The following is a 20,544-nucleotide window of genomic DNA, read 5'->3' on the forward strand; positions in this document are numbered from 1 at the left end:
GCTATGGATTTGGCCTGTTTTATACATGAACCCAAGAGCCCTTTATCCTATGCCTTTGATGCTGAAACCCTGCATATCCGCGTGAAAACCAAAAAAGATGATCTGAAGTCGGTCACCGTGCTGGCGATGGACCCTTTTAACTGGAAGCCGGTATCGCGGGATTCGCATGTCTATGAATTTGCTGTTGATATGATGCAGCGGGTAGAGATGAAAAAGGAATATGTCACCCGTTACCACGACTGCTGGTTTGCGGAGCTGACCGGCTTTAACTGGAGAAGAATTAAGTACGGCTTTGTGCTGGATGACGGGGAGGCAACCTGCTTTGCCGGCTGTCAGCGGGTGACTCCGCTTGTCCGGGAATGGGCACCGCCTAAGGATTACACGAACTATTATAATTATCCGTACATTCTTGAAGAGGATTTGTATGAGGCACCCGAATGGGTAAAGGAGACCGTCTGGTATCAGATTTTCCCGGACCGGTTCAACCGCAGCAGCTCGTCCGCGCCTTCGGACCGTATTCTGGAGTGGGGCAGCGATCAGCTTGACGGTAACGGCAAAATATTCGGCGGCAACCTGCAGGGTGTCACCGAAAAGCTGGACTATATCCAGGGGCTGGGCTGCACCGGGATCTATTTTACCCCTATCTTTGATTCGCCCAGTTCTCATAAATACGATACTAAGGATTATTTTAATATTGATCCCGTCTTTGGGGATAACGAAATCCTCGGTAAGCTGGTGGAGGAAGCGCATAAACGGGGGATCCGGGTCATGCTGGATGCGGTTTTTAATCACTGCGGGTATGAGCATCCGTTCTGGCAGGATGTGCTGAAGCAGGGGCGTAACTCGCCTTACTATGACTATTTTTATATACTGGATGGGGACAAGGAGATTATACCGGACACGGAGCTGGCTGCCAGGGAAGGCTATTATTTCGGGGAGCATCTGAATTACCGGACATTTGCCTACACCGAAATGATGCCCAAGTGGAATACGGGAAATCCCGAAGCGCGTGAATACCTGATCAGTGCCGCAATATACTGGACGGAACGCTATAATATCGACGGCTGGCGCCTGGATGTGGCCAACGAGGTATCCCATGATTTCTGGCGGGTGTTCCGCACAAAGCTGAAAAGCATCCGCAGTGACATCTACATTCTCGGGGAAAACTGGCTTTATTCCAATCCCTGGCTGCAGGGCGACCAGTTCGATGCGGTGATGAACTATGAGTTCACGTGGCCGGTTACCCGGTTCTTCGGTACAAGAATGCCCCAGGAGGAACAATACAGTGCCGAGGATTTCAGGTATGCCATCAACCAGCTGCTGGTCAGCTATCCCAAGCATGTGGCCCTGAACATGTTCAATCTGCTCGACAGCCACGATACGGCGCGGATTCTGCATCTCTGCGGAGATAACCCGGAGCTCGTCAAGCTGACTTATGTCTTCCTGCTCACTTATGGCGGCTCGCCGAGCATTTATTATGGCGGTGAGGTTGGCGTTGGCGGCGATGAGCATCATAACCGGCAGTGTATGCCGTGGAACCCGGAGGAGCAGAATCAGAATCTGTATGAGACGGTCCGCAGGCTGATCTCGCTCCGGCGGGAGCATCCGCAGTTTAAGGAGATTGACCTGGAATGGCTGTCCGCAGCGGGGCATGAAGAAACATTGATTTACAAAAAAGCCAGCGCAGGAAAAGCTCTCTACGTGCTGCTTCATAACGCTGCTGTTACTGAGGCTGTAGCGCTGCCTGAGCAGCTGCGCAACCGGAAATTAATAGATTTGTATAATAATCAGGAGCTGGAAACGGGTAAGGAGATAACGCTTCTGCCATATTCCTTCCTGCTGCTGGCGGAGAGCTGATAACGAACTGAAATAAATGGATCTGGAGGATTTTGAGAAAATGACAGACGGCTACGTATCCGATTCTTTGGAGCAAATGAAGATTAAGGTAAGCCGTGGGGCCAACCGCGCGGTTTCCTTTACCAATAAAGAGGCCTGTTTTTATTACACGCAGACCCATGTGAATGATCATCCTGAGCATGCTTATTTTGAAGGGATGAATGTGGCGAAGAACCGGATTTTTGGCGGATATACGCTTTATGCTGACCGTCAGGAGCTGGATAATGAGCTGGCTGAGGTCCAGGTCAGTCCTTATTCACTGGTTCGTATCCACGGGAGCATTACGGAAGAGCTGTGGCTGTACGATTACCGGAATGTACTTGAGGTCGGCCTGACAGGCTGTGGCGCCAGCATCGGCATTTCTTTAAAAGGCAAGGAACTGGAGTTCCTGGAGCTTACTAAGGATACGGCTTACTTCAAGGCGATGGAAGGGGACTGGATTATCGCTCTGCGTGCCATGGGCAACGGGCCGTTAATGATGGAGAAGGGAGTCTTCCAGACCAACGGTGCAGCAGGCGGATTCTTTATTTCTGCCGCTGCAACGGCTGAAGAAGCTGCGCGGCTGATTGAGGATACCGAGCGGCAGAGGGCTTCGCTGAAGGCTGAGCGTAAACGCCGGATGGACGATTTTCTGCAATATAATGTGTATCTGGACAGCAGTAACAAGGAGCTGAAGCTTGCGCTGAACTGGATCAGCCTGACCATGGATCAGCTGGTAACGAGGCAGCAGGGGGAAGGCATCTATGCCGGACTGCCGTGGTTCAATGAATATTGGGGACGGGACCAGTTCATCGCGATGCCGGGAGCGGTGCTGGTCAGCGGCCAGTTTGAGACGGCGAAGCAGATTCTGCTGTCTTTTGCGGAATACCAGAATACAGATGAATCGTCGAAGTATTACGGCAGGGTTCCGAATATACTGGCTCCTGAAAATATCGATTATCACACCACAGACGGTACGCCCCGGTTCATTATTCAGCTGCAGGATTACGTGAATTACTCCGGGGATACCGGCATTATTAAGCAGCTGTACCCGGCAGTATACAGCAGTATCGAGGGCTCCATCCGTCACTGGGTGGATGAAAAGGGTTACCTGACCCATGACGATAATGAGACCTGGATGGATGCGCGGGATGCAGAGCTTAACTCCTATTCCCCGCGTGATACACGGGCCAATGATATACAGGCGTTATGGTACGGCCAGCTGCGGGCGGGCGTTTATTTTGCCGAATATATGGGTGACCGGGAGAAGGCTGAGCAATGGGGCAGTCTGGCTGACGCTTTAAAAGAGCATGTTGCCGCCGATTTCCGTGCTCCGGCTTACCCTTATCTGGCAGACAGGCTTGATACGGCCGGTGCCCCGGAGTTCTCGCTGCGACCCAACCAGCTGTTTGCCTTTGACCTGTTCGATGACCGGGAATTCAAGAATAGAGCAGTCCGTACAGCCTGGGAGGAGCTGGTTTATCCTTGGGGCACGGCGTCTCTGGACAGACGGCATCCGTTCTTTCACCCGTTCCATCTGACGGAGCATTATCACAAGGACGAGGCTTACCATAACGGTACGGTATGGACCTGGCTGAACGGGATTGCCATGCAGCGGATGATCGAAGCCGGGCAGGAAGAGACGGCTTACGGGCTATTCAGGAACATGAACCGGCAGGCTCTGGAGCTTGGCGTAGTGGGCGGACTCAGTGAAAATCTGGATGCATATCCGCAGGAAGGAGCTGACCGGGCGAAGCTGACCGGCGCTTATCTGCAAGCCTGGTCGAATGCTGAGCAGCTGCGGGTCTGGTACCAGTATTTCCTGGGCATCCGCCCGGATATGATTGCGGGCAAGGTTGTGCTCGCCCCGCGTATACCGCAGGAGCTGACGGATGTGCGGTTCCGGGTAAAAACGGGAGAGGGTATGATAGAAGCTGATTATGCCTCCACCGGCGGTGAGCAGCTGTATATTTACCGTTTCACAGGAGTGACACTGACCGCTATTGTTGATATATCGGCGTTTGAGCCTGCGGAAATTCCGGTCTCAGACGGCAATGAGCTGCGTATCCGCATTAGCGGGGACCGGCTGACGGCTGAACTGCTGGTGGAAGGAAGCGGTGAGCGGATTGGCCAGTGGGCAGCAGGCAAATCTGCTGACAGAGCTGAGCAGCAGCGGCAAAGTGACCTGATGATTGGCGGGGTGCAGTTTGCTGAGCCGCTGGCGTTATCGGAGCATCCGGTGATGGAGCGGGAGACTGGTGCGGTGGAGAGAGATGGGAAGGAAGATAAGGAAGAGTAACATGGTGTCAGCTTTAGCACGCCTGCTGGTGCTGCGGGATTAGAGCAGGTAGAGACCGTGTGGAGCGCCGATGAGGTGAGAGAGTGGAATGAAGGGGAAAAATCCCTTCCATTCCATCCCGGCACCCGGCCAACAGGCGTCATAGTCCACCGTGGATATACCTGCAGCCTCCTAAAAAGGGCTTTGCACATTTGATAACACGTGTTATAATTTTGCCGAGGTGCAGAATATGGGTAAAAAAAGAGTGACCAGCCATGACGTTGCCAGGCTCGCGGGCGTATCCCGCAGTGTGGTATCCGCTGTGCTGAATGATACGCCGGGAATCGGGGTCAGCGCCCAGACCCGGGAGGCTGTGCTGCATGCCATAGCAGAGCTGAATTACCATGTGGATGCCCAGGCCCGCAGCATGAAGACCGGGCGCAGTATGACGCTCGCCGCCTTCGGGGATACCCGGCATCCGCTGTTCATGCGGCTGCTTGAAGGGATGCAGCGGGAATGCGAAGTAAGAGGCTATCACATCCTGCTCTGCTCACCAGGGGAGCGAAAGTCAGGAGAGGCAAGAAGGGCGCTGCTGGATCTGTACCATCAGCGGAAGATTGACGGCATTATTACCCTGGATGAAACGAGTTACCGTAGTGCGGATTGGGCCGCCAAGATACAGGAAGCCGCTGTCCCTTATGTATCTGTAGAAGGGTATGCCGAAACCGAAGGTGTATACTCCGTACTTGCAGATTACCGGGGGAGTGTGCTGACCGCGCTGGACTACTTATGCCGAGATAACATGTCCGGGGAGACAGCGCCAGCTCCGGTATATGTAGAGGTGTTTCACGGAGCCGCAAGTAAACGGAGCAACTGGGCGGAGCAGAACCGCCGCAATGCGTACAAGGAATGGTGCAGCCTATATGGGCTGAAGCCTGTTATTCACCGGCTGGATGAACAGGAAGGCACCGCAGGCTGGCTGAAGCTGTTATCAGAGCTGAACCATCGGAAAGCTGACGAGATGAAGCAGCAGAATACTGACGGGACAAAGGAACAGACGTTGGATGATAGAACCGTTCTGCCGCCGCTGCTGCTAAACTGGTCAAGCGCTGTTCCGGACATATACCGTGCAGCTCATGCACTGGGGCTGGCAATCGGAGACTCACTACGGATAATGGCTGCGGATAATACGATTCAGGGAGACCGCCTGAGCGTCCCCACCTTAAGCTGTGTGGAAATTCCTTATGTCGGCATGGGTGAGGAAGCGGTGCGCTGCCTCTTGAAGCAAATGGAACAGGAAGCCGGCGAACCGGCTAAGCTGTGGCTGCCGGCGGTCTTGAAGCCGGGTGAGAGCGCGTAGGTCATTGACCGCGCATGTGCAGGTCGCTTACCTCAACACCCCCTCATTTATGTGGCAGGCGGGAATAAGAGGGATTTAGATGCTATAACAATGGCATGATCCTAACCGGAACTGCCATTTCTTTTTTAATATATAACACGTGTTATACCCTGGAGGAGGATGAAAATGTTTTGGACAGATGAGAAGCTGGGCGCACGCATAGCCGAATTAGAGCGTTACCGTTACCGGGACGTTATCGGGCTGACAGAATGGCTTGGACTTGAGGATCAGGAAGGCGCCAACGGCGTGTATCCGCCTGAATTTGAACAAGGGGAAACTTACCGTGTAGGTAATTACTGGACAGGACGGGACATGTACCTGTGGCTGCACACAATAGTAGAGGTGCCTGCTCATTGGCAGGGCCGGCGGATTGTTGGCCTGTTTGATTTTGGCCGCACGGGCGGCGGGAACAACAGCGGGTTTGAATCCCTGCTGTTCCTGAACGGCAAGCCGTATCAGGGTGTGGATTCCAATCACCAGGAGGTTTTTCTGGAGCCGGAAGCGGCAGGGACGGCGGTAAGCCTGTCCTTCCGGTTATGGTCGGGACTGGAAGGCGGAGGGCTGCCGGTGCCGCAGGAGCACCGGATCAGGAAGGCAGAGCTGGCCTGCCTGGATGAAGCCGCTGACAGCCTGTATTACACGGGCCGGGCGGTGCTGGCGGTCTATCAGTCGCTGGGCGGCAGCGATCCGCTGAAGCAGGAGCTGCAGATGGCGCTTGACCGGGCGTTCCGCGTGCTGGACTGGTCGAGACCGGGCAGTGACGCTTTTTATGACTCTGTCAGGGACGCAGATGAGCAGTTGGCAGGATCGCTGGCGGCCATGAAACAGAAGCATCCCGTAACGGTAACTGCGATCGGTCATACCCATATCGACGTAGCCTGGCTGTGGCGGCTGACTCATACGCGGGAGAAGGCGGCGCGTTCCTTTTCAACTGTGCTGAGGCTGATGAAGCAGTTCCCGGAGTATGTATTTCTGCAGACACAGCCCCAGCTCTATGCTTACATCAAGCAGGACTACCCGGAGCTGTACACTGAAATTTCCAGCCGGGTGAAGGAAGGACGCTGGGAAGCCGGGGGAGCGATGTGGCTGGAGGCAGACTGCAACCTGACCAGCGGGGAGTCGCTGGTACGGCAGCTTTTGTACGGAACGGCCTTTTTCCGGGAAGAATTCGGTGTAGAATGCAAGTATCTATGGCTGCCGGATGTGTTCGGGTACAGCTGGGCGCTGCCGCAGATTTTGCGGAAGTCGGGGATTGAGACGTTTATGACGACCAAAATCAGCTGGAGCCAGTATAACCGTATGCCGCATGACACGTTCCAGTGGAGAGGCATCGACGGCAGCGAGGTGCTTGCCCACTTTATCACTACACCGGAAGGGCCCGAATCAAGCGCCTGGTACTATACCTATAACGGATTAATGGAACCATTCGCCGTCCAGGGCATTTGGGATTCATACCGGGATAAGAATCTGAACCGTGAGCTGCTGCTTGCCTATGGATATGGTGACGGCGGCGGGGGTGTGAACCGGGAGCATCTGGAAATGCGTCGCCGGCTCGACAGGATACCGGGAGTGCCGAATGTGCAGCCCGGACGTGCGGATGAATATTTTGAACGCCTGAACGAGACCGTCCGCAGCAGTGACCAGTATGTCCATACGTGGGACGGGGAGCTGTACCTTGAATATCACAGGGGAACCTACACCAGCCAGGCCTATAATAAAAAAATGAACCGCAGGCTGGAGCTGCTCTACCGGGAGGCCGAGTGGCTGCAGGTGCTGCTGGCTGCCGAATCCGGCAGCTTCAGCAGGTATCCGGCACAGGAGCTGTACAATGGCTGGATCATTATCCTGCGCAACCAGTTCCACGACATCATTCCGGGCTCCTCGATCCGTGAGGTGTATGAAGACTCACGTGAGGAATATGCGGAAGCAGAGCGGATCGGCCTGGAATCTGCGGTGAGGGCGGCGGAAGGCTTAACGGCTCCTGCTGCAGCAGGAGGAGAAGCGCACTATACTATCTTTAACGGAGCATTTTTTGACCGTTCCGGCCTGTTGACTGTTGATGCCCAGGATACCGAAATTAAAGAATGGCGGGATGAAATGGGCTCCCTGCTTAGTGCACAGCAATTCGACGGGGAATGGCTGATTAAAGCCCCGGAGGTGCCGATGCTTGCAGCAGCCGTCATAAGTGCCCGTACTGCCGGGACAGCCGAAGCTGTTGAACAACCGGAGCCTTTTGTCTGGGAAAACTCCAGGCTCACAACCCCGCATTACATTATGGAATGGAATGCTTACGGTCAGCTAAGCCGCTTGTTTGACCGCGATGCGGACCGTGAAGTGCTTGCACCCGGGGAGTGCGGAAATGTGCTTCAGGTATTTGAGGATAAGCCGAAGATGTTCGATGCCTGGGACATTGATCTCTTTTACCAGGAGAAGAAGCGTGAAATAACCGGACTGGTCTCGGCAGAGCTGCTAAGCTCCGGTCCGCTGGCCGCAGTGCTACAATTCTCTTGGCGTTATATGGATTCTGCTGTCATCCAAAAGGTTAAGGTGTATGCCGGAAGCCGCCGGATTGATTTTGAGACGCTGGTTGACTGGCACGAGCAGCATCAGCTGCTTAAGGTTGCTTTTCCCGTTGCCGTCCGCTCGACTGAAGCTACCTACGATATCCAATACGGTAATGTTAAGCGTCCGACCCACTGGAATACGAGCTGGGATTATGCCCGTTTTGAGAGTGTGGGACATCAGTGGGCGGATCTGTCGGAAACGGGCTACGGCGTGAGCCTGCTCAATGACTGTAAATACGGCTATGATATTAAGGATCATGTTATGCGCCTGTCGCTGATCAAATCGGCAACGGCTCCGGACTGGCAGGCCGATCAGGGCGAGCACCGGTTCACCTACAGCCTGCTGCCGCATCAGGGGGACTGGATCAGCGGACACACGGCGGAGGAAGCCTGGATGCTTAATAATCCTTTGCGGGCTGTACAGGGAAGCTTCAACGGAGTAACCGGCAAGCCGCTGTTCCGAACGGACGCTGCAGGAGTCGCTATTGATGCCGTCAAATTGTCAGAGCAAGGAGACAGCTGTGTGATCCGGCTGCATGAATACTTCGGCGGACGGCGTAAAGTCAGATTGAGCAGCGGCTATTCCGTCTTATCCTGGCAGCTGTGTGACCTCATGGAACGTCCTGCAGGTGAGGTGACTTCCGGCGGTGAAATAGAGCTGGAGTTCAAGCCTTATGAAATTCATACCCTGCTGGTTACCTTTTTTGAATAGATCTGTCACATGCATATGGATGAAGGGGAGGGATGGCTGTGCCGCTGGCAAGAAGGACGGAACGGCTGCTGAATGAGCTTCAGCTGCGCCGGTACAAGGAGAGCCTGGAAATCGGTGAATGGTCGCTGCGAAGGGCCCGTTATGTTGAGGAAGGCGAATATCAGTATGAGCAGACGAGGGAGACAGTATCACCGGGCCGCCTGCAGAGCGAAGTGAGGGAAACACTGTTTCTGGAAACAACGGTGACTGTGCCCGCGGGCTGGGCTGAGGAAACGGTAGGTATCGTGTTCAAGGCCGGAGGGGAAGGGCTGCTGTCCATCAATGGTAAGCCTTACCACGGGCTCGACAAAAACAGGAGCTTTGTTCCCCTGTCCGGAACACTCGCCGCCCGTAGCGAACTGAAGCTAAATATTGAGCTGTACCATGTCCCGCCGATACCGGCAGATCCGTTAAACGGCCAGAAGGATAATGATGCCGCTCCGGTCCGTTTTGAAGAAGCCAGGCTGGTAACGGTCAACAGGGCGGCAGAAGGCCTGTATTTTACTGTGACAGTGTGTTTTGATGCACTGAAACGCCTGGCTGAGCGGTCAACCGAGCGGCTGGCTCTGGAGCGTGCGCTGGAAGAGGCCATTCTGAACATTGGAGCTACAGCGGCGGCGGATGAAGAATGTCTGGTGCAGGCGGAGAGACAGCTTCGGACAAGACTGCAGGCTGCAAGCGGAAACAGGGAGTCCGGAACCGCAGGAGTCATGCACATGGTCGGGCAGTCGCATATCGATCTCGCCTGGCTGTGGCCGCTGAAGGAGACGGTGCGCAAGACCGGCCGGACCTTCTCGACTGTGATCACGCTAATGGAGCACTACGGGGAGTACCGCTATTCGCAGAGCCAGCCGCAGCTGTATGCCTATGCCAAGCGGCATTTTCCGGACCTGTATGAGCAGATCAAAAATCGTGTAGCGGACGGGCGCTGGGAGCTGGTAGGCGGAATGTGGATTGAGCCGGACCTGAACATCCCTTCAGGGGAATCGCTGGTCCGCCAGCTGCTGTACGGTCGAGCTTTTTATGAGCGGGAATTTGGCAAAAGCCCGCGGGTGGAGTGGCTGCCGGACACCTTCGGCTACTGTGCTTCATTGCCGCAGCTGCTTAAGAAATCCGGCGTGGATTATTTTATGACCAGCAAAATGAACTGGAACGACACGAACATCTTCCCTTATGATCTGTTCCACTGGGAGGGAATTGACGGGACGACAATATTATCATTTCTGAACCACGGGCTTAATGAAAATACGCTGCCTGCCGATGTAGGCGAGCATTGGGACAGCTTCCGCCAGAAAAAAGCGCATTCCGGGCAGATGCTGCTCTACGGATACGGGGACGGCGGAGGCGGTGTGACCCGGGAGATGCTGGAGGTTGTCGAGCGTTCCGCCGCATTGCCGGGCCTGCCTTCTAGCCGGTTCAGTACAGCGCATGAGTTCTTTGACGGTGTCCGCGATGCCGCTCCCGGGCTGCCGGTCTGGTCGGGGGATATGTATCTCGAGCTGCACAGGGGGACGTACACGACACACGGAAAGAACAAGCGCTGGAACCGTAAGGCAGAAGCACTGTACCGTGAAGCAGAAATCTGGAATGCCCTGTCCTACCTGTCAGGAGCGGCGCAGCTTGAAGCATGTGCGGATCTGCAGCACGGTCAGCTGAAAGAGGGCTGGGAGCTGCTGCTGCTGAACCAGTTCCATGATATTATTCCCGGCACTTCCATTCCGGAGGTGTATGTGAAATCCGAGGAGCATTACAGGGAGATTTTTGACCTCGGAGAACGGAGCCGGACCAAGGCGGTGGATACGCTGGCGGCAGGTATAGATACGCGCGGACAGGGAACGCCGCTGATTCTGTTCAACAGCCTGTCCTGGCGGCGCAAGGATACTGCTGAGCTTACCGGCGGTGCAGAGCTCCTGAACAAAAGCCCGTATGACGGCGGTGGCAATCCGCTGCCCTTTGATCTGCTGCAGACCGGTGATAAAGTGGAGCTTCTGATATCGGCAGGTGAGGTGCCTGCGCTGGGATACACCACTGTTTGGCTTCGGGAGCTTGACGGTGCTGAGGATAAGCCGGCAGCGGCAGTTATCTTACCGCTGACTGAATCAGCATCGGGGCATCCGCATGGGAAAACATTGGACCATTGGGAGACGGAGTACTACCGTCTTATGTTTGATGCAGGAGGGCGGATTGTTTCGTGGATCGATAAGGAAGCCGGCCGGGAGCTGGTTGCTCCGGGAGCTGCGGCCAATCATCTGCAGCTATTCCATGACCGCCCGACCGTCTGGGATGCGTGGGATATTGATCCGCATTTTGCCGGGCAGCCGGCAGGAGAAGCCGCTCTGCTCTCCAGTGAAGTGCTGCATCAAGGACAGACCCGGGATATTCTGCGCTTCTCCTGGCAGCTGAACGATTCGCTGATCGAGCAGCATATCCTATTTCACCGCCATTCCCGGCGTGTGGACTTCGAGACGCGGGTGGACTGGAGGGAGGAGCATAAGCTGCTGAAGGCTGCTTTTCCGGTGGATATCCGCACTACGAGGGCAGTCTATGAAATTCCGTTTGGCAGCGTAGAGCGGCCGACCCATAACAATACAAGCTGGGAGCAGGCGCAATTCGAGGTGTGCGGACACCGCTGGGCGGATCTGTCTGAGGGCGGTTACGGAATCAGCCTGCTGAACGACTGCAAATACGGCTATGATATCAAAGGCAATGTGATGCGGCTGTCCTTGCTCCGTTCTCCGCGCTGGCCCGACACAACCGCAGACATCGGGGTGCACGAATTCACGTATTCCCTGTATCCGCACGCAGGAGGATGGAGAGACGCTGAGGTTGTAAAAGAAGGCCAACTGCTGAATCAGCCAATCCATACCGCTTGGGCATCTGCACATGCCGGAAATCTGCCTGCGGCAGCATCACTGCTGAATGTAAGCGGTCAGCATGTTGTAATTGATGCCATTAAAATCTCAGAGGACGCAAGCGGAGCCATAATTCGTCTGTATGAATCCGGCGGCGGCCGCGATCAGGCTGTAATAAGCCTGGGTTCACAGTTTAGCATTATAGAAACGGATTTAATGGAAAAAGAAGCAGGTGAGCCGCAGCCGGCGGTCAACGGCGGTACACTTTCCCGTGCCGTTACCCCTTATGAGGTGGTTACGCTGAAGGTAACGGCCGGTAAATAGTGTTTATGACAGATAGAAGGCAGTATTTCCGAAGGGGATACTGTCTTTTCTTTTGCCGGAATAAAGCGGATAGATATTTCCACCCGGATCGTAGATGCATGGGATACGTTAATTTGTGAGCGCTTGCTACAATAACACTGTAAGCTAGAGGAACAGGTTCCAGCGATGATTGATCCTAAACAAAGGGGAGTGCATGCAAGTGACAAGAAAGCGTTCACTGATCGGATCTCTGACTGCGGTGTTTGCCCTTACCGGAATTTTGGCCGGCTGCGGCGGCAATAACAATGCCGGAAGCGGCGGTGCAGCAACACCGCCATCCGGTTCGGCGGCTACAACGGCTCCTGCGGCTACGGCCGCTGAAGTGCAGAAGGTGAATTTCTCGATTGTTTCGGCCAGACCGGGAGATGAAGCCTTTTACAAGGAACAAATGGACATTTTTATGAAAGCGAATCCAGAGGTCAAGGTAACGGTTATTGCCAATCCGACGGAGCAGTATAACAATGCGCTGCAGCTGTCTTTTGCGGCCAATGAAGGCCCGGATATCTTCTTTATTGAAGGCGGTCAGCCGCAGGCAAGAACGGTGTATGACAATAAATGGGTAGAGCCGCTGGACAGCTATATCGATGATGCTTTTGTGGCCCGCTTCCCGGAAGGCGCCTTCAGCCGGACCAGCCAGACCCGGGTGAACGGGGAGGTTATCGGGATTCCGGTCCGCGACCCGCGCTTCGACAAGGTAAGACCGCTGTATTACAACAAGACCATATTGGAGCAGTACGGCTACAGCGAGCCGCCTAAGACGCATAGTGAATTCGTCGCAGCAGCGACCAAGATTACAAAAGAAGGCAAAGGCCAGGTATACGGCTTCGCCATGATGGGTAAAGCGCCGGCGGTGTTCGGACTCAGTGTGTCGGGCCTCGGCTCCGGGCTTGAAGGCGGAGTAATCGGGTATGAAGGCAACACGATCATCAACCTGAAAACCGGGCAGTTCTCAGCGAAGTCGGCAACACCTGTCGTGGAAATCCTGCGGCAGCTGAACGCACAGAAGATAGTGGCACCGGGCTGGGAGAACTGGGATACCGCGCAGATGCACCAGCAGTTCGCAGCCGGACGAGTGGCGATGTTCATCGGGGCAGCGTGGCAGGCAGAAGAAATCCGCAAGCTGAATGACGGCATGGATATGGGCATTGCTGCTGCACCTGTACCGGATGCCGGCCGGAGCGGATACCGGGATACGCCGACGATTGCCGAGCCGCGTTATGCGATGAGCGCACAGTCAAAGTCGAAGGAAGGCGCCTGGAAGGTACTGGACTTCCTCGGCTCCGTGGAGTTTGAACGGGCGAATTACGAATATGCCAAAGAGCTCGTGCTGATGCCGGCAGCTATGGAAGGCATTGCGATGTCCGCAGACATGGAGCAGATTGTGAAGGTAATGGATGAGACGATCCGGATGGCCCCGGCTGTCAATACGAATAACCAGAACTATGACCAGTTCTCGAAGAGCATCAGCGATGCCATGCCGAAGCCGAAGATTCAGGAGGTATTCTTGAAGGCGGTGGTCAGCAATGAAGATCCGGTAGCGCTGGCAGAGGATTATGATGCGAAGGCCAATAAGGTCATTGATGAGCAGATCAAGATTGCGAACAACGGCGGCATTGATTTTAGCAGGGAAGACCTGAAATACCCGGATTGGAACCCGATGGAGAATTATATTATCGAGTAGACACTATCTCTTTAACCCGGAAACCATACAGAAACAGACAGGAGTGAATTCACGATGGGTTACGGCACACCGCAGCAGAGTATTCCTGCTTCCGCCGGCAAGGCTCCGCTCTCCAAAAGAGCGGAGCTGTTCAAACAGATCAAGAAGCACCGCTACCATTACCTGTTCGTGCTGCCGATGCTGGTGTTCTTTGCCGCTTTTACCTTATGGCCGATGATTGCAAGCTGGTATTATTCGTTCTTTAACTGGGACGGCATCGGCTGGCCTACGGACTTTATCGGGCTCGGCAACTTCAGGGAGGTCGCCTCCGACCCGGGCTTCTGGAGCGCTTTTATGAACACCTTCCTGTTCGCCCTGACGCATGTGCTGATTCAGATGCCGCTGGCGCTGATCGTTGCGGTCATTCTCAACAACCAGTTTCTTGCGGGGAGAAATGTATACAGGCTGCTGCTGTTCGTGCCGGTTATCTCGACTACAGCGGTTATCGGTGTTATTTTCTCGATTCTGCTGAACCCGCTGGGCGGTGCGATTAACGAAATGCTGCTGGGAACAGGACTGATTAATGAGCCGATCAACTTTCTTGGATCTACTACTCTTGCGCTGCCGACACTGCTGGCCGTTTCTGTGTGGAAAAGCTTCGGCACGCCCATGATCTACTGGCTCGCGGGGCTGCAGACGATTCCGGGTGAGCTGTATGAGGCAGCCAAAATCGACGGGGCAAGCAAGGTGCAGAGCTTTTTCCGGATTACCGTTCCGATGCTGGCGCCGATTGGCCTTGTTATAACACTGCTCACTTTTATCAACAACCTCGATCCGTTTGACCTGGTCCGTACGATGACTGAAGGCGGGCCGGTAAAAGCGACCGATGTGGTGCAGACTTATATTTTCCGTTATGCATTCGAGCCTGAAAGCGGCTCTTCCCGTTACGGCTTCGCCTCGGCAGCTGGCATCCTGTTTAGTCTGGCTGTGCTAGTTGTCGTTATTATTCAGGCGCTGACCGGCAAAGTTGCCCGCAGATCCGGCACGAAAGGAGCGTAAGCCATGTACCGCCTAACCCGATTTCTTAGACAGCTGCCGGCCCAGGTCCTGCTGCTTGCCTTTACACTAATCTGGAGTTATCCGTTCATCTGGATTATCTCCTCTTCCTTCAAATCGCAAAGTGAAATGTTCCTGGGCGGCATCAACATCATCCCCAAGGAGCCGACGCTCGACAATTTTGTAAGGGCCTGGGATCTGGCTAACTTTTATCAATATTTCTTCAATTCGGTCATTGTTACCGCTTCGGTTGTCCTGCTCGTCCTTGTCATTACCTCAATGGCGGGTTATGCGCTGGGAAGAGGCAGCATGCCCGGTAAAAAGCTGATCATGACCATGCTGGTCATCTCGATGTTCCTGCCCAAAGGCTTCACCATTCTTCCGCTGTTCGAGCTGATCGTCGGACTGGGCTTCAACAATACGCTGATGGGGGTGATCCTGGCTGAATCGGGTCCTTCCAAAATCGTATCCATCCTGCTGTTTATCGGCTATTTTGCCTCGCTGCCCAAAGAGATGGAGGAGTCCGCAACGATTGACGGGGCCGGTTATTTCCGGATGTTCTTCAGCATTATGCTGCCGCTGTCCAAGCCGATTCTCGGCACGGTAACGATCTTCAGCTTTATTGGGGCGTGGAATGCGTTTTTTGTTCCGCTGACGTTTACTTTGAGCAAGCCGTCGCTGCGGACGCTGGGTGTCGGGATGTACAACTTTTTTGGAACGAACAGTGTGGACTGGACCGGGCTGGCAGCGGGGGCGGTTATGTCGGTGGTGCCGATCATCATCGTATTCCTGTTCCTGCAGCGGTATTTCATCGAAGGTCTGGCCGGTTCCATCAAAGGCTAATCAGACAGGAGGTGTAAGCATGGGCCAGTCAAAATCCGTCCGGACGGAGGTTCTCGTTGTTGGTGGCGGAACCGCAGGCTGTGTGGCGGCTATTGCGGCCGCTGAGGAAGGCGCGAAGGTTATCCTGATTGAAAATGATACCGCACTCGGCGGAGTTGCTACCCGCGGCGGTATCCACCGGTACTATTACGGTTCTCCGGGAGGGCTGCAGGAGGAGATTGACCGCCGGACTGCAGAGGCAGCTGCAATTTTCGGAGGCAAAACCAAGGGTTTTCATCCGGATGCCAAGCGGGTGGTGCTTGCCGCCCTTTGCCGGGAAAAGGGGATTGGGGTCTACCTGGACTCTGTGGTGTATGAGGTCCTCCGGGAGAATGGCAATATAGCCGGTGTGCGGGTTCTGACCCCATCCGGGCGATTGGAAATTCATGCACAGGTGACCATCGACAGCACCGGAAATGCCCATCTCGTCCGTATGGCCGGCGGCAGACTGCGGTATGGGCGCGGGCTGGACGGTGTGTATCACAATTATTCCTTCATTCCGCGCAGAGTGCTGGACGGTGAGATCGGGTATGACAATCTGGATGCCGGATGGGTAGATCCGTATGATCCCTGGGATGTGTCGCGGGCTTTTATCCGCGGCCGTGAATGGGTCAGGGAAGGCTATGCACAGGGTGCGCATTATTTTGCTGTCTCGTCCATGCTTGGAGTCCGGGAAGGCGGGCTGATTGAGGGAGACGCTACAATAACCCTGGAGGATTATATTGAAGACCGGCCTTCACCGGAAGTGATCTGCCGCAGCTATTCCCATCTGGATAATCACGGCTTTGATACAGGGAATGAGAGTGAATTCAGCCAGCTGTGGATTGCGGTCATGGGCTTGTTCGTCAAAGGCCTGTGGTGCGACATTCCATACGGGGCAATTTTGCCAGCCGGCATCGGAAATCTGCTGGTGGCCGGGCGCGCCCTGTCTGTAGACCGGGATGTTGGAATGGGTGTGCGGATGCAAAAGGATATGCACAAGGTAGGCGAGGCAGCCGGCGTTGCTGCTGCTATGAGTATCCGTACCGGCTCTGCTCCGCGTGAGCTTGATCGTTCCGGGCTGCAGAAACGGCTGGTGGAACGGGGTGTGCTGGAGGCTGAGGAGCTGCAGCGGGCTCATGGCCGGAATCTGCGCTTCAAGCGCGGTGAGCTGGCAGATGTAGAGTTGGGGAGAAAGAACGCCGTTTTGTATGCAGAACAGCTTGTATCTTATTTCGGGACGGACGAGCGGTGGAAGGCAGTCTGGCTGCTGGGCAGTTCAGCTAAAGCTGCACAGGACCGCCAGGTCGCTATTTTGCTGCAAAGCAAGCTTTATGAAGGCACACCAGAGGCAGGATTCTGTGCTGCTATCACACTGGCTATGCTGGGAAGAGAAGATGCCGCCCCATACCTGCTGGAACGCATTGCCGCTAAGGATATGAACAAGCTCAGTAATCATCCTAAATGCGTACCGTTCTGGATTGCCTCATTTGTACTGCTGCGTATGCTGAAAAGCACCGCTGGAGTGAGTCAGGCGGCGGCTACACTTAAAGAGCAGCCGGGAGCGGTTCACAGCACCTTTCTGCTGGATTACTTGTCTGCTGTTTGTCCGGTGCTGAGCGCCGGGGAACGTGCTGAAGCTGCCGGTGCTGTTGAGGCGTGGTTATCATCCGGTGAACTTGGAACGGACTACCGGATGCACGGGGACAGGCCGGAGTCGCTCGGCTGGAGCCTCGAACTCAGAGCGGCAGCACTGCTGGCAAGTTTGACCGGGGAGCAAGGAGGGGGTACTGGGTGGGCGGCTTCTGCGGCGGCTGATCCGCGGGGGTATGTCCGCAATGCGGCTGCCCGGCTTACTCCCTGGAGCGAGGTGGGTACACCGGTTAAGGAAGGGGCTGTCCCGCTGCTCGGTGAGTTTGATATTGCAGTGATTGGTGCCGGGACCGCAGAGGTTATCTGTGCGGCAGCGTTGGGCCGTCAAGGCAGGAGAGTGGTGCTGATCGCTGACGGAAGTGCTTTGATGACTGAGGTTACGAGGTCTAGAGTGACCTATTTTAAAGGGCTTGACGAGTCTGCTGGCGGAGTCGCATACGAGCTGATTGATCTGCTGCGACAAGAAGGAGCGTGGAACGGAGAGCAGCTGGAGCCTGTACTGGTGCAGCTGGCGGCGGACCGGCTTTTGCAGAATGCCGGGGTAAGCGTTCTTTATGAGGCACGTTGTCTGGAGGAGCAGAGGGCAGAAGGGCGGAGTCTAGTTGAAATTGCCTATAAAAACGGCAGAGGGCTGGTTGCCGCCTGCAGAATTATTGGGCAGGCTGATCGTGCGGGAGTTAAAGGGCAGGCCGTTCCAGGTACACTGACTGCGGTTTTGATAGGCTCCGGGTCATTGGGAGAAACGGCAGACTGCAGGTGGATGGAGTGGAGTCATAAGGGTAACGTGTTGACATTGCGGATACGGCCTGGTTATTATCCGGACGAGGTTTATCTGGATATCCGCTGGCCCCTTGAAGCTGCTGAAGAGGGAGACACCGGGGAGCTGCTTGTGCTGCCTGCAGTAGAGAAGCTTAGGAATCTTGGAGTGATACCTGATGGTGCTGCGCTTGCCTATATTGCGGATGAGTCGTGGCCGGAGGGATTTTCTGCTGCTCCGGGAACTTCTGGCACAGAACCGGAAGAGAATTTCTGGATTGCCAGGCAGATTGCTGCGGGCCTTAACGATGCTGTAATTTGATAGGCAGGATTGTCTGGATTACTAGATTTAGTAGGCATAAGTTCATAGAATTTCTAATTCATATCTAAAGGAGCGATTATTTATGAGTATTCTATCCTCACTGCCGCTTACACGCATTGCCGAAATCAAGGTGGAAGGTACACCGGGAACCGATATTACGTTCAGCTCTCTGTCCGCCCTTGTGCCTGCGGGCACACGTCATCTGATTGTTGAGGTCAACGCTGCTCAGACATACACCGAGCGCAGATTCTGCGAGGTCATTCTGAATGGGGATACTGCTGCTCACTATAACCGCAGAGAGTTTGCGGCCACAGGCTCTGCGGTTACCACAACCAGTACAACGAATACGAATGTTGCGCAAGGTGTGGATATTCCCCCTTCAGCGGCAGGGTTTGGCGGCGGTTATCTGCTGTTTCCGTTTGCTTTCCGTACAGACAATCTGAAGCTGTGGCAGAGTATGGGTTCTTCGCTGGAGACCAGACTGCAGCGTCATGCCGGAGCCTGGGAGAATACGGCAGCAATTGACTCTATCACTCTGCGTCCATGGCAAAATGTGCCCGGCGGGGTTAACCAGTGGGCTGCAGGCTCAATCATCACCCTGTATGCAGTCAATGAAGCACTTCTGGCGGCAGACCGTCTGCCGGATGCGCAGACCCGGAAATTTACCTTCGGCACTTTGCCAACGGATGCCAATCATCTGATCCTGCTGATGTATCTGCGGTCCAGCCATGATCTGTCTACCCGTCAAGGCGACCGGGTCTATCAGGAGCTCAATAATGATACCACCGCAGCCAATTATCCGCTCCATCGTTTAGGGGGAGAAGGGATTGCAAATCCTAAGGTTATTGATGAGTACTTTGAAGAGAAACGGGTCGGCTGGTCTACGGCAGCTGCGGCTCCGGCGGATTCCTTTGGCAATCTGGTGGTGATGTATCCGGAATACCGCAGCACGGATTTTCATAAGCCGTGGATGAGCCAGCATGCTGCGTATGAGGATATTTTTTATCCGGTCAGCCAGGAAAACGGGCGGAGAAGGAATACGGCTGCATTAACCCGGCTGCACTACTTTCCGGGAATGGGCGGACATTATTATCTGCCCGGCTCTATCATCAGCGCCTATAAAGCAGAGTCACCGGCAGCCCGGCATGTAGTCTCTGCATCGGGAGAGGCTTCGGTAACACTTCAGGTTCCTGCAGGAGCTGTGGGCCTGCGTGCGGTTGTTGTGGCAAGAAGTAACTCTGCAGAAAAGGAAGACACTCTCCTGGTTGAGCTGAACGGTGATACGTCGGCCGCCAATTATGCGATCCGCCGGGCATCCGCTTATGGAGAAGTTAAAGACGGTGGTGATAATGAGACAGCTCTGCTGACAGACAATGAGATCGGCGTCATTACTGGCGCAGGGGCAGAGGCCGGCCAATACGGCTTCGGAACCCTTTCCATTATCCGGCATGCCGGGACCGACCGGCATAAGCATATCCTGGCGCTCGCCGGTACATGCGGCAGCCGTATTGCCTTGTATGGCGGCCGCTGGAAGAGCAACGCAGCCGTAACTTCGGTGACCTTCAAGCCAAAGGCCGGCACGCTGTTCGCCGCCGGCTCTGTCTTCGAGCTGATTGTTGCGGCTGATGCACTCTAGGCGAATATAGAGGCCAAATGGGGCGGCCGTGGTCAAATGAAAGGCAAAAATGCTCTTGATTTGGCCGAATGTGGCTGATGTGAGCAAATGAGAGGCAAAAATGCCCTTGATTTGGCTGGATGTGGCTGATGCGAGCAAATGAAAGGCAAAAATGCCTTTGGATCGGCCGGATGTGGCTGACGCGAGCAAATGAGATGCAAAAATGCTCTTGATTTGGCCCGATGTGGCTGACGCGCTCAAATGAAGGGCAATATTGACCTCGGCTCGGCCGGATGTGGCTGATGCGGTCAAATGAAGGGCAAAAATGCCCTTGGCTCGGCCGGATGTGGCTGATGTGAGCAAATGAAGGGCAAAAATACCCTTGATTCGGGCGAATGTGAATGATGCGAGCAAATGAAAGGCAAAAATGCCCTTGATTTGGCCGGATGTGGCGGATGTGAGCAAATGAAGGGGAAAATTGCCCTTGATTCGGCCGGATTTGGCTGACGTAAGCAAATGAAAGGCAAAAATGCCCTTGA

Annotated in this window: 10 protein-coding genes; all 10 read left to right on the forward strand. The window is 54.8% G+C overall.

From position 1 onward, the window contains the following. Positions 1-3: 3 nt before the first annotated feature. The 10 genes from BN3772_RS21955 (at position 4) to BN3772_RS22000 (ending at position 20,026) form a co-directional block, all read left to right on the forward strand. Positions 4-1,857, forward strand: a complete 1,854-nt coding sequence (locus BN3772_RS21955; protein ID WP_042202248.1) for a glycoside hydrolase family 13 protein — start codon at positions 4-6, stop codon at positions 1,855-1,857. 40 nt (positions 1,858-1,897) lie between these two features. Beyond that, positions 1,898-4,174: an amylo-alpha-1,6-glucosidase gene (locus BN3772_RS21960; protein ID WP_157643637.1), complete on the forward strand. Its 2,277-nt coding sequence runs from the start codon at positions 1,898-1,900 to the stop codon at positions 4,172-4,174. Positions 4,175-4,403: 229 nt separating this feature from the next. Next, a complete protein-coding gene (locus tag BN3772_RS21965; protein WP_042202249.1) occupies positions 4,404-5,513 on the forward strand; it encodes a LacI family DNA-binding transcriptional regulator in 1,110 nt (369 codons plus the stop codon). Between the two features lie 165 nt (positions 5,514-5,678). Then, positions 5,679-8,828 carry an alpha-mannosidase gene (locus tag BN3772_RS21970; RefSeq protein WP_042202251.1) on the forward strand — a complete coding sequence of 1,050 codons (3,150 nt, stop codon included), beginning with the start codon at positions 5,679-5,681 and terminating at the stop codon, positions 8,826-8,828. Positions 8,829-8,866: 38 nt separating this feature from the next. Continuing rightward, positions 8,867-12,043, forward strand: a complete 3,177-nt coding sequence (locus BN3772_RS21975) for an alpha-mannosidase (RefSeq protein ID WP_244444811.1) — start codon at positions 8,867-8,869, stop codon at positions 12,041-12,043. A 199-nt stretch (positions 12,044-12,242) separates the two neighbouring features. After that, positions 12,243-13,763: an ABC transporter substrate-binding protein gene (locus BN3772_RS21980; protein ID WP_042202254.1), complete on the forward strand. Its 1,521-nt coding sequence runs from the start codon at positions 12,243-12,245 to the stop codon at positions 13,761-13,763. 54 nt (positions 13,764-13,817) lie between these two features. After that, on the forward strand, positions 13,818-14,801 hold the full coding sequence (locus BN3772_RS21985) for a carbohydrate ABC transporter permease (RefSeq protein ID WP_052380641.1): 984 nt from the start codon (positions 13,818-13,820) through the stop codon (positions 14,799-14,801). Positions 14,802-14,804: 3 nt separating this feature from the next. Then, entirely contained in the window at positions 14,805-15,641 is an 837-nt protein-coding gene (locus BN3772_RS21990) for a carbohydrate ABC transporter permease (RefSeq protein WP_042202255.1), read from the forward strand. Positions 15,642-15,660: 19 nt separating this feature from the next. After that, the gene (locus BN3772_RS21995; protein WP_042202256.1) at positions 15,661-18,390 is read left to right on the forward strand and encodes an FAD-dependent oxidoreductase; all 2,730 of its coding nucleotides are present in this window, start codon (positions 15,661-15,663) and stop codon (positions 18,388-18,390) included. An 82-nt stretch (positions 18,391-18,472) separates the two neighbouring features. After that, entirely contained in the window at positions 18,473-20,026 is a 1,554-nt protein-coding gene (locus BN3772_RS22000) for a hypothetical protein (protein WP_042202257.1), read from the forward strand. Positions 20,027-20,544 lie beyond the last annotated feature (518 nt).

The organism is Paenibacillus camerounensis (assembly GCF_000723885.1).
Classification (GTDB): Bacteria; Bacillota; Bacilli; order Paenibacillales; family Paenibacillaceae; genus Paenibacillus_AQ; species Paenibacillus_AQ camerounensis.

What these genes read in the sequence shown, in the direction of transcription:
- BN3772_RS21955 (WP_042202248.1), top strand. Translation starts at nt 4, where the DNA reads ATGGATTTGGCCTGTTTTATACATGAACCCAAGAGCCCTTTATCCTAT.
- BN3772_RS21960 (WP_157643637.1), top strand. Translation starts at nt 1,898, where the DNA reads ATGACAGACGGCTACGTATCCGATTCTTTGGAGCAAATGAAGATTAAG.
- BN3772_RS21965 (WP_042202249.1), top strand. Translation starts at nt 4,404, where the DNA reads ATGGGTAAAAAAAGAGTGACCAGCCATGACGTTGCCAGGCTCGCGGGC.
- BN3772_RS21970 (WP_042202251.1), top strand. Translation starts at nt 5,679, where the DNA reads ATGTTTTGGACAGATGAGAAGCTGGGCGCACGCATAGCCGAATTAGAG.
- BN3772_RS21985 (WP_052380641.1), top strand. Translation starts at nt 13,818, where the DNA reads ATGGGTTACGGCACACCGCAGCAGAGTATTCCTGCTTCCGCCGGCAAG.
- BN3772_RS21990 (WP_042202255.1), top strand. Translation starts at nt 14,805, where the DNA reads ATGTACCGCCTAACCCGATTTCTTAGACAGCTGCCGGCCCAGGTCCTG.
- BN3772_RS21995 (WP_042202256.1), top strand. Translation starts at nt 15,661, where the DNA reads ATGGGCCAGTCAAAATCCGTCCGGACGGAGGTTCTCGTTGTTGGTGGC.
- BN3772_RS22000 (WP_042202257.1), top strand. Translation starts at nt 18,473, where the DNA reads ATGAGTATTCTATCCTCACTGCCGCTTACACGCATTGCCGAAATCAAG.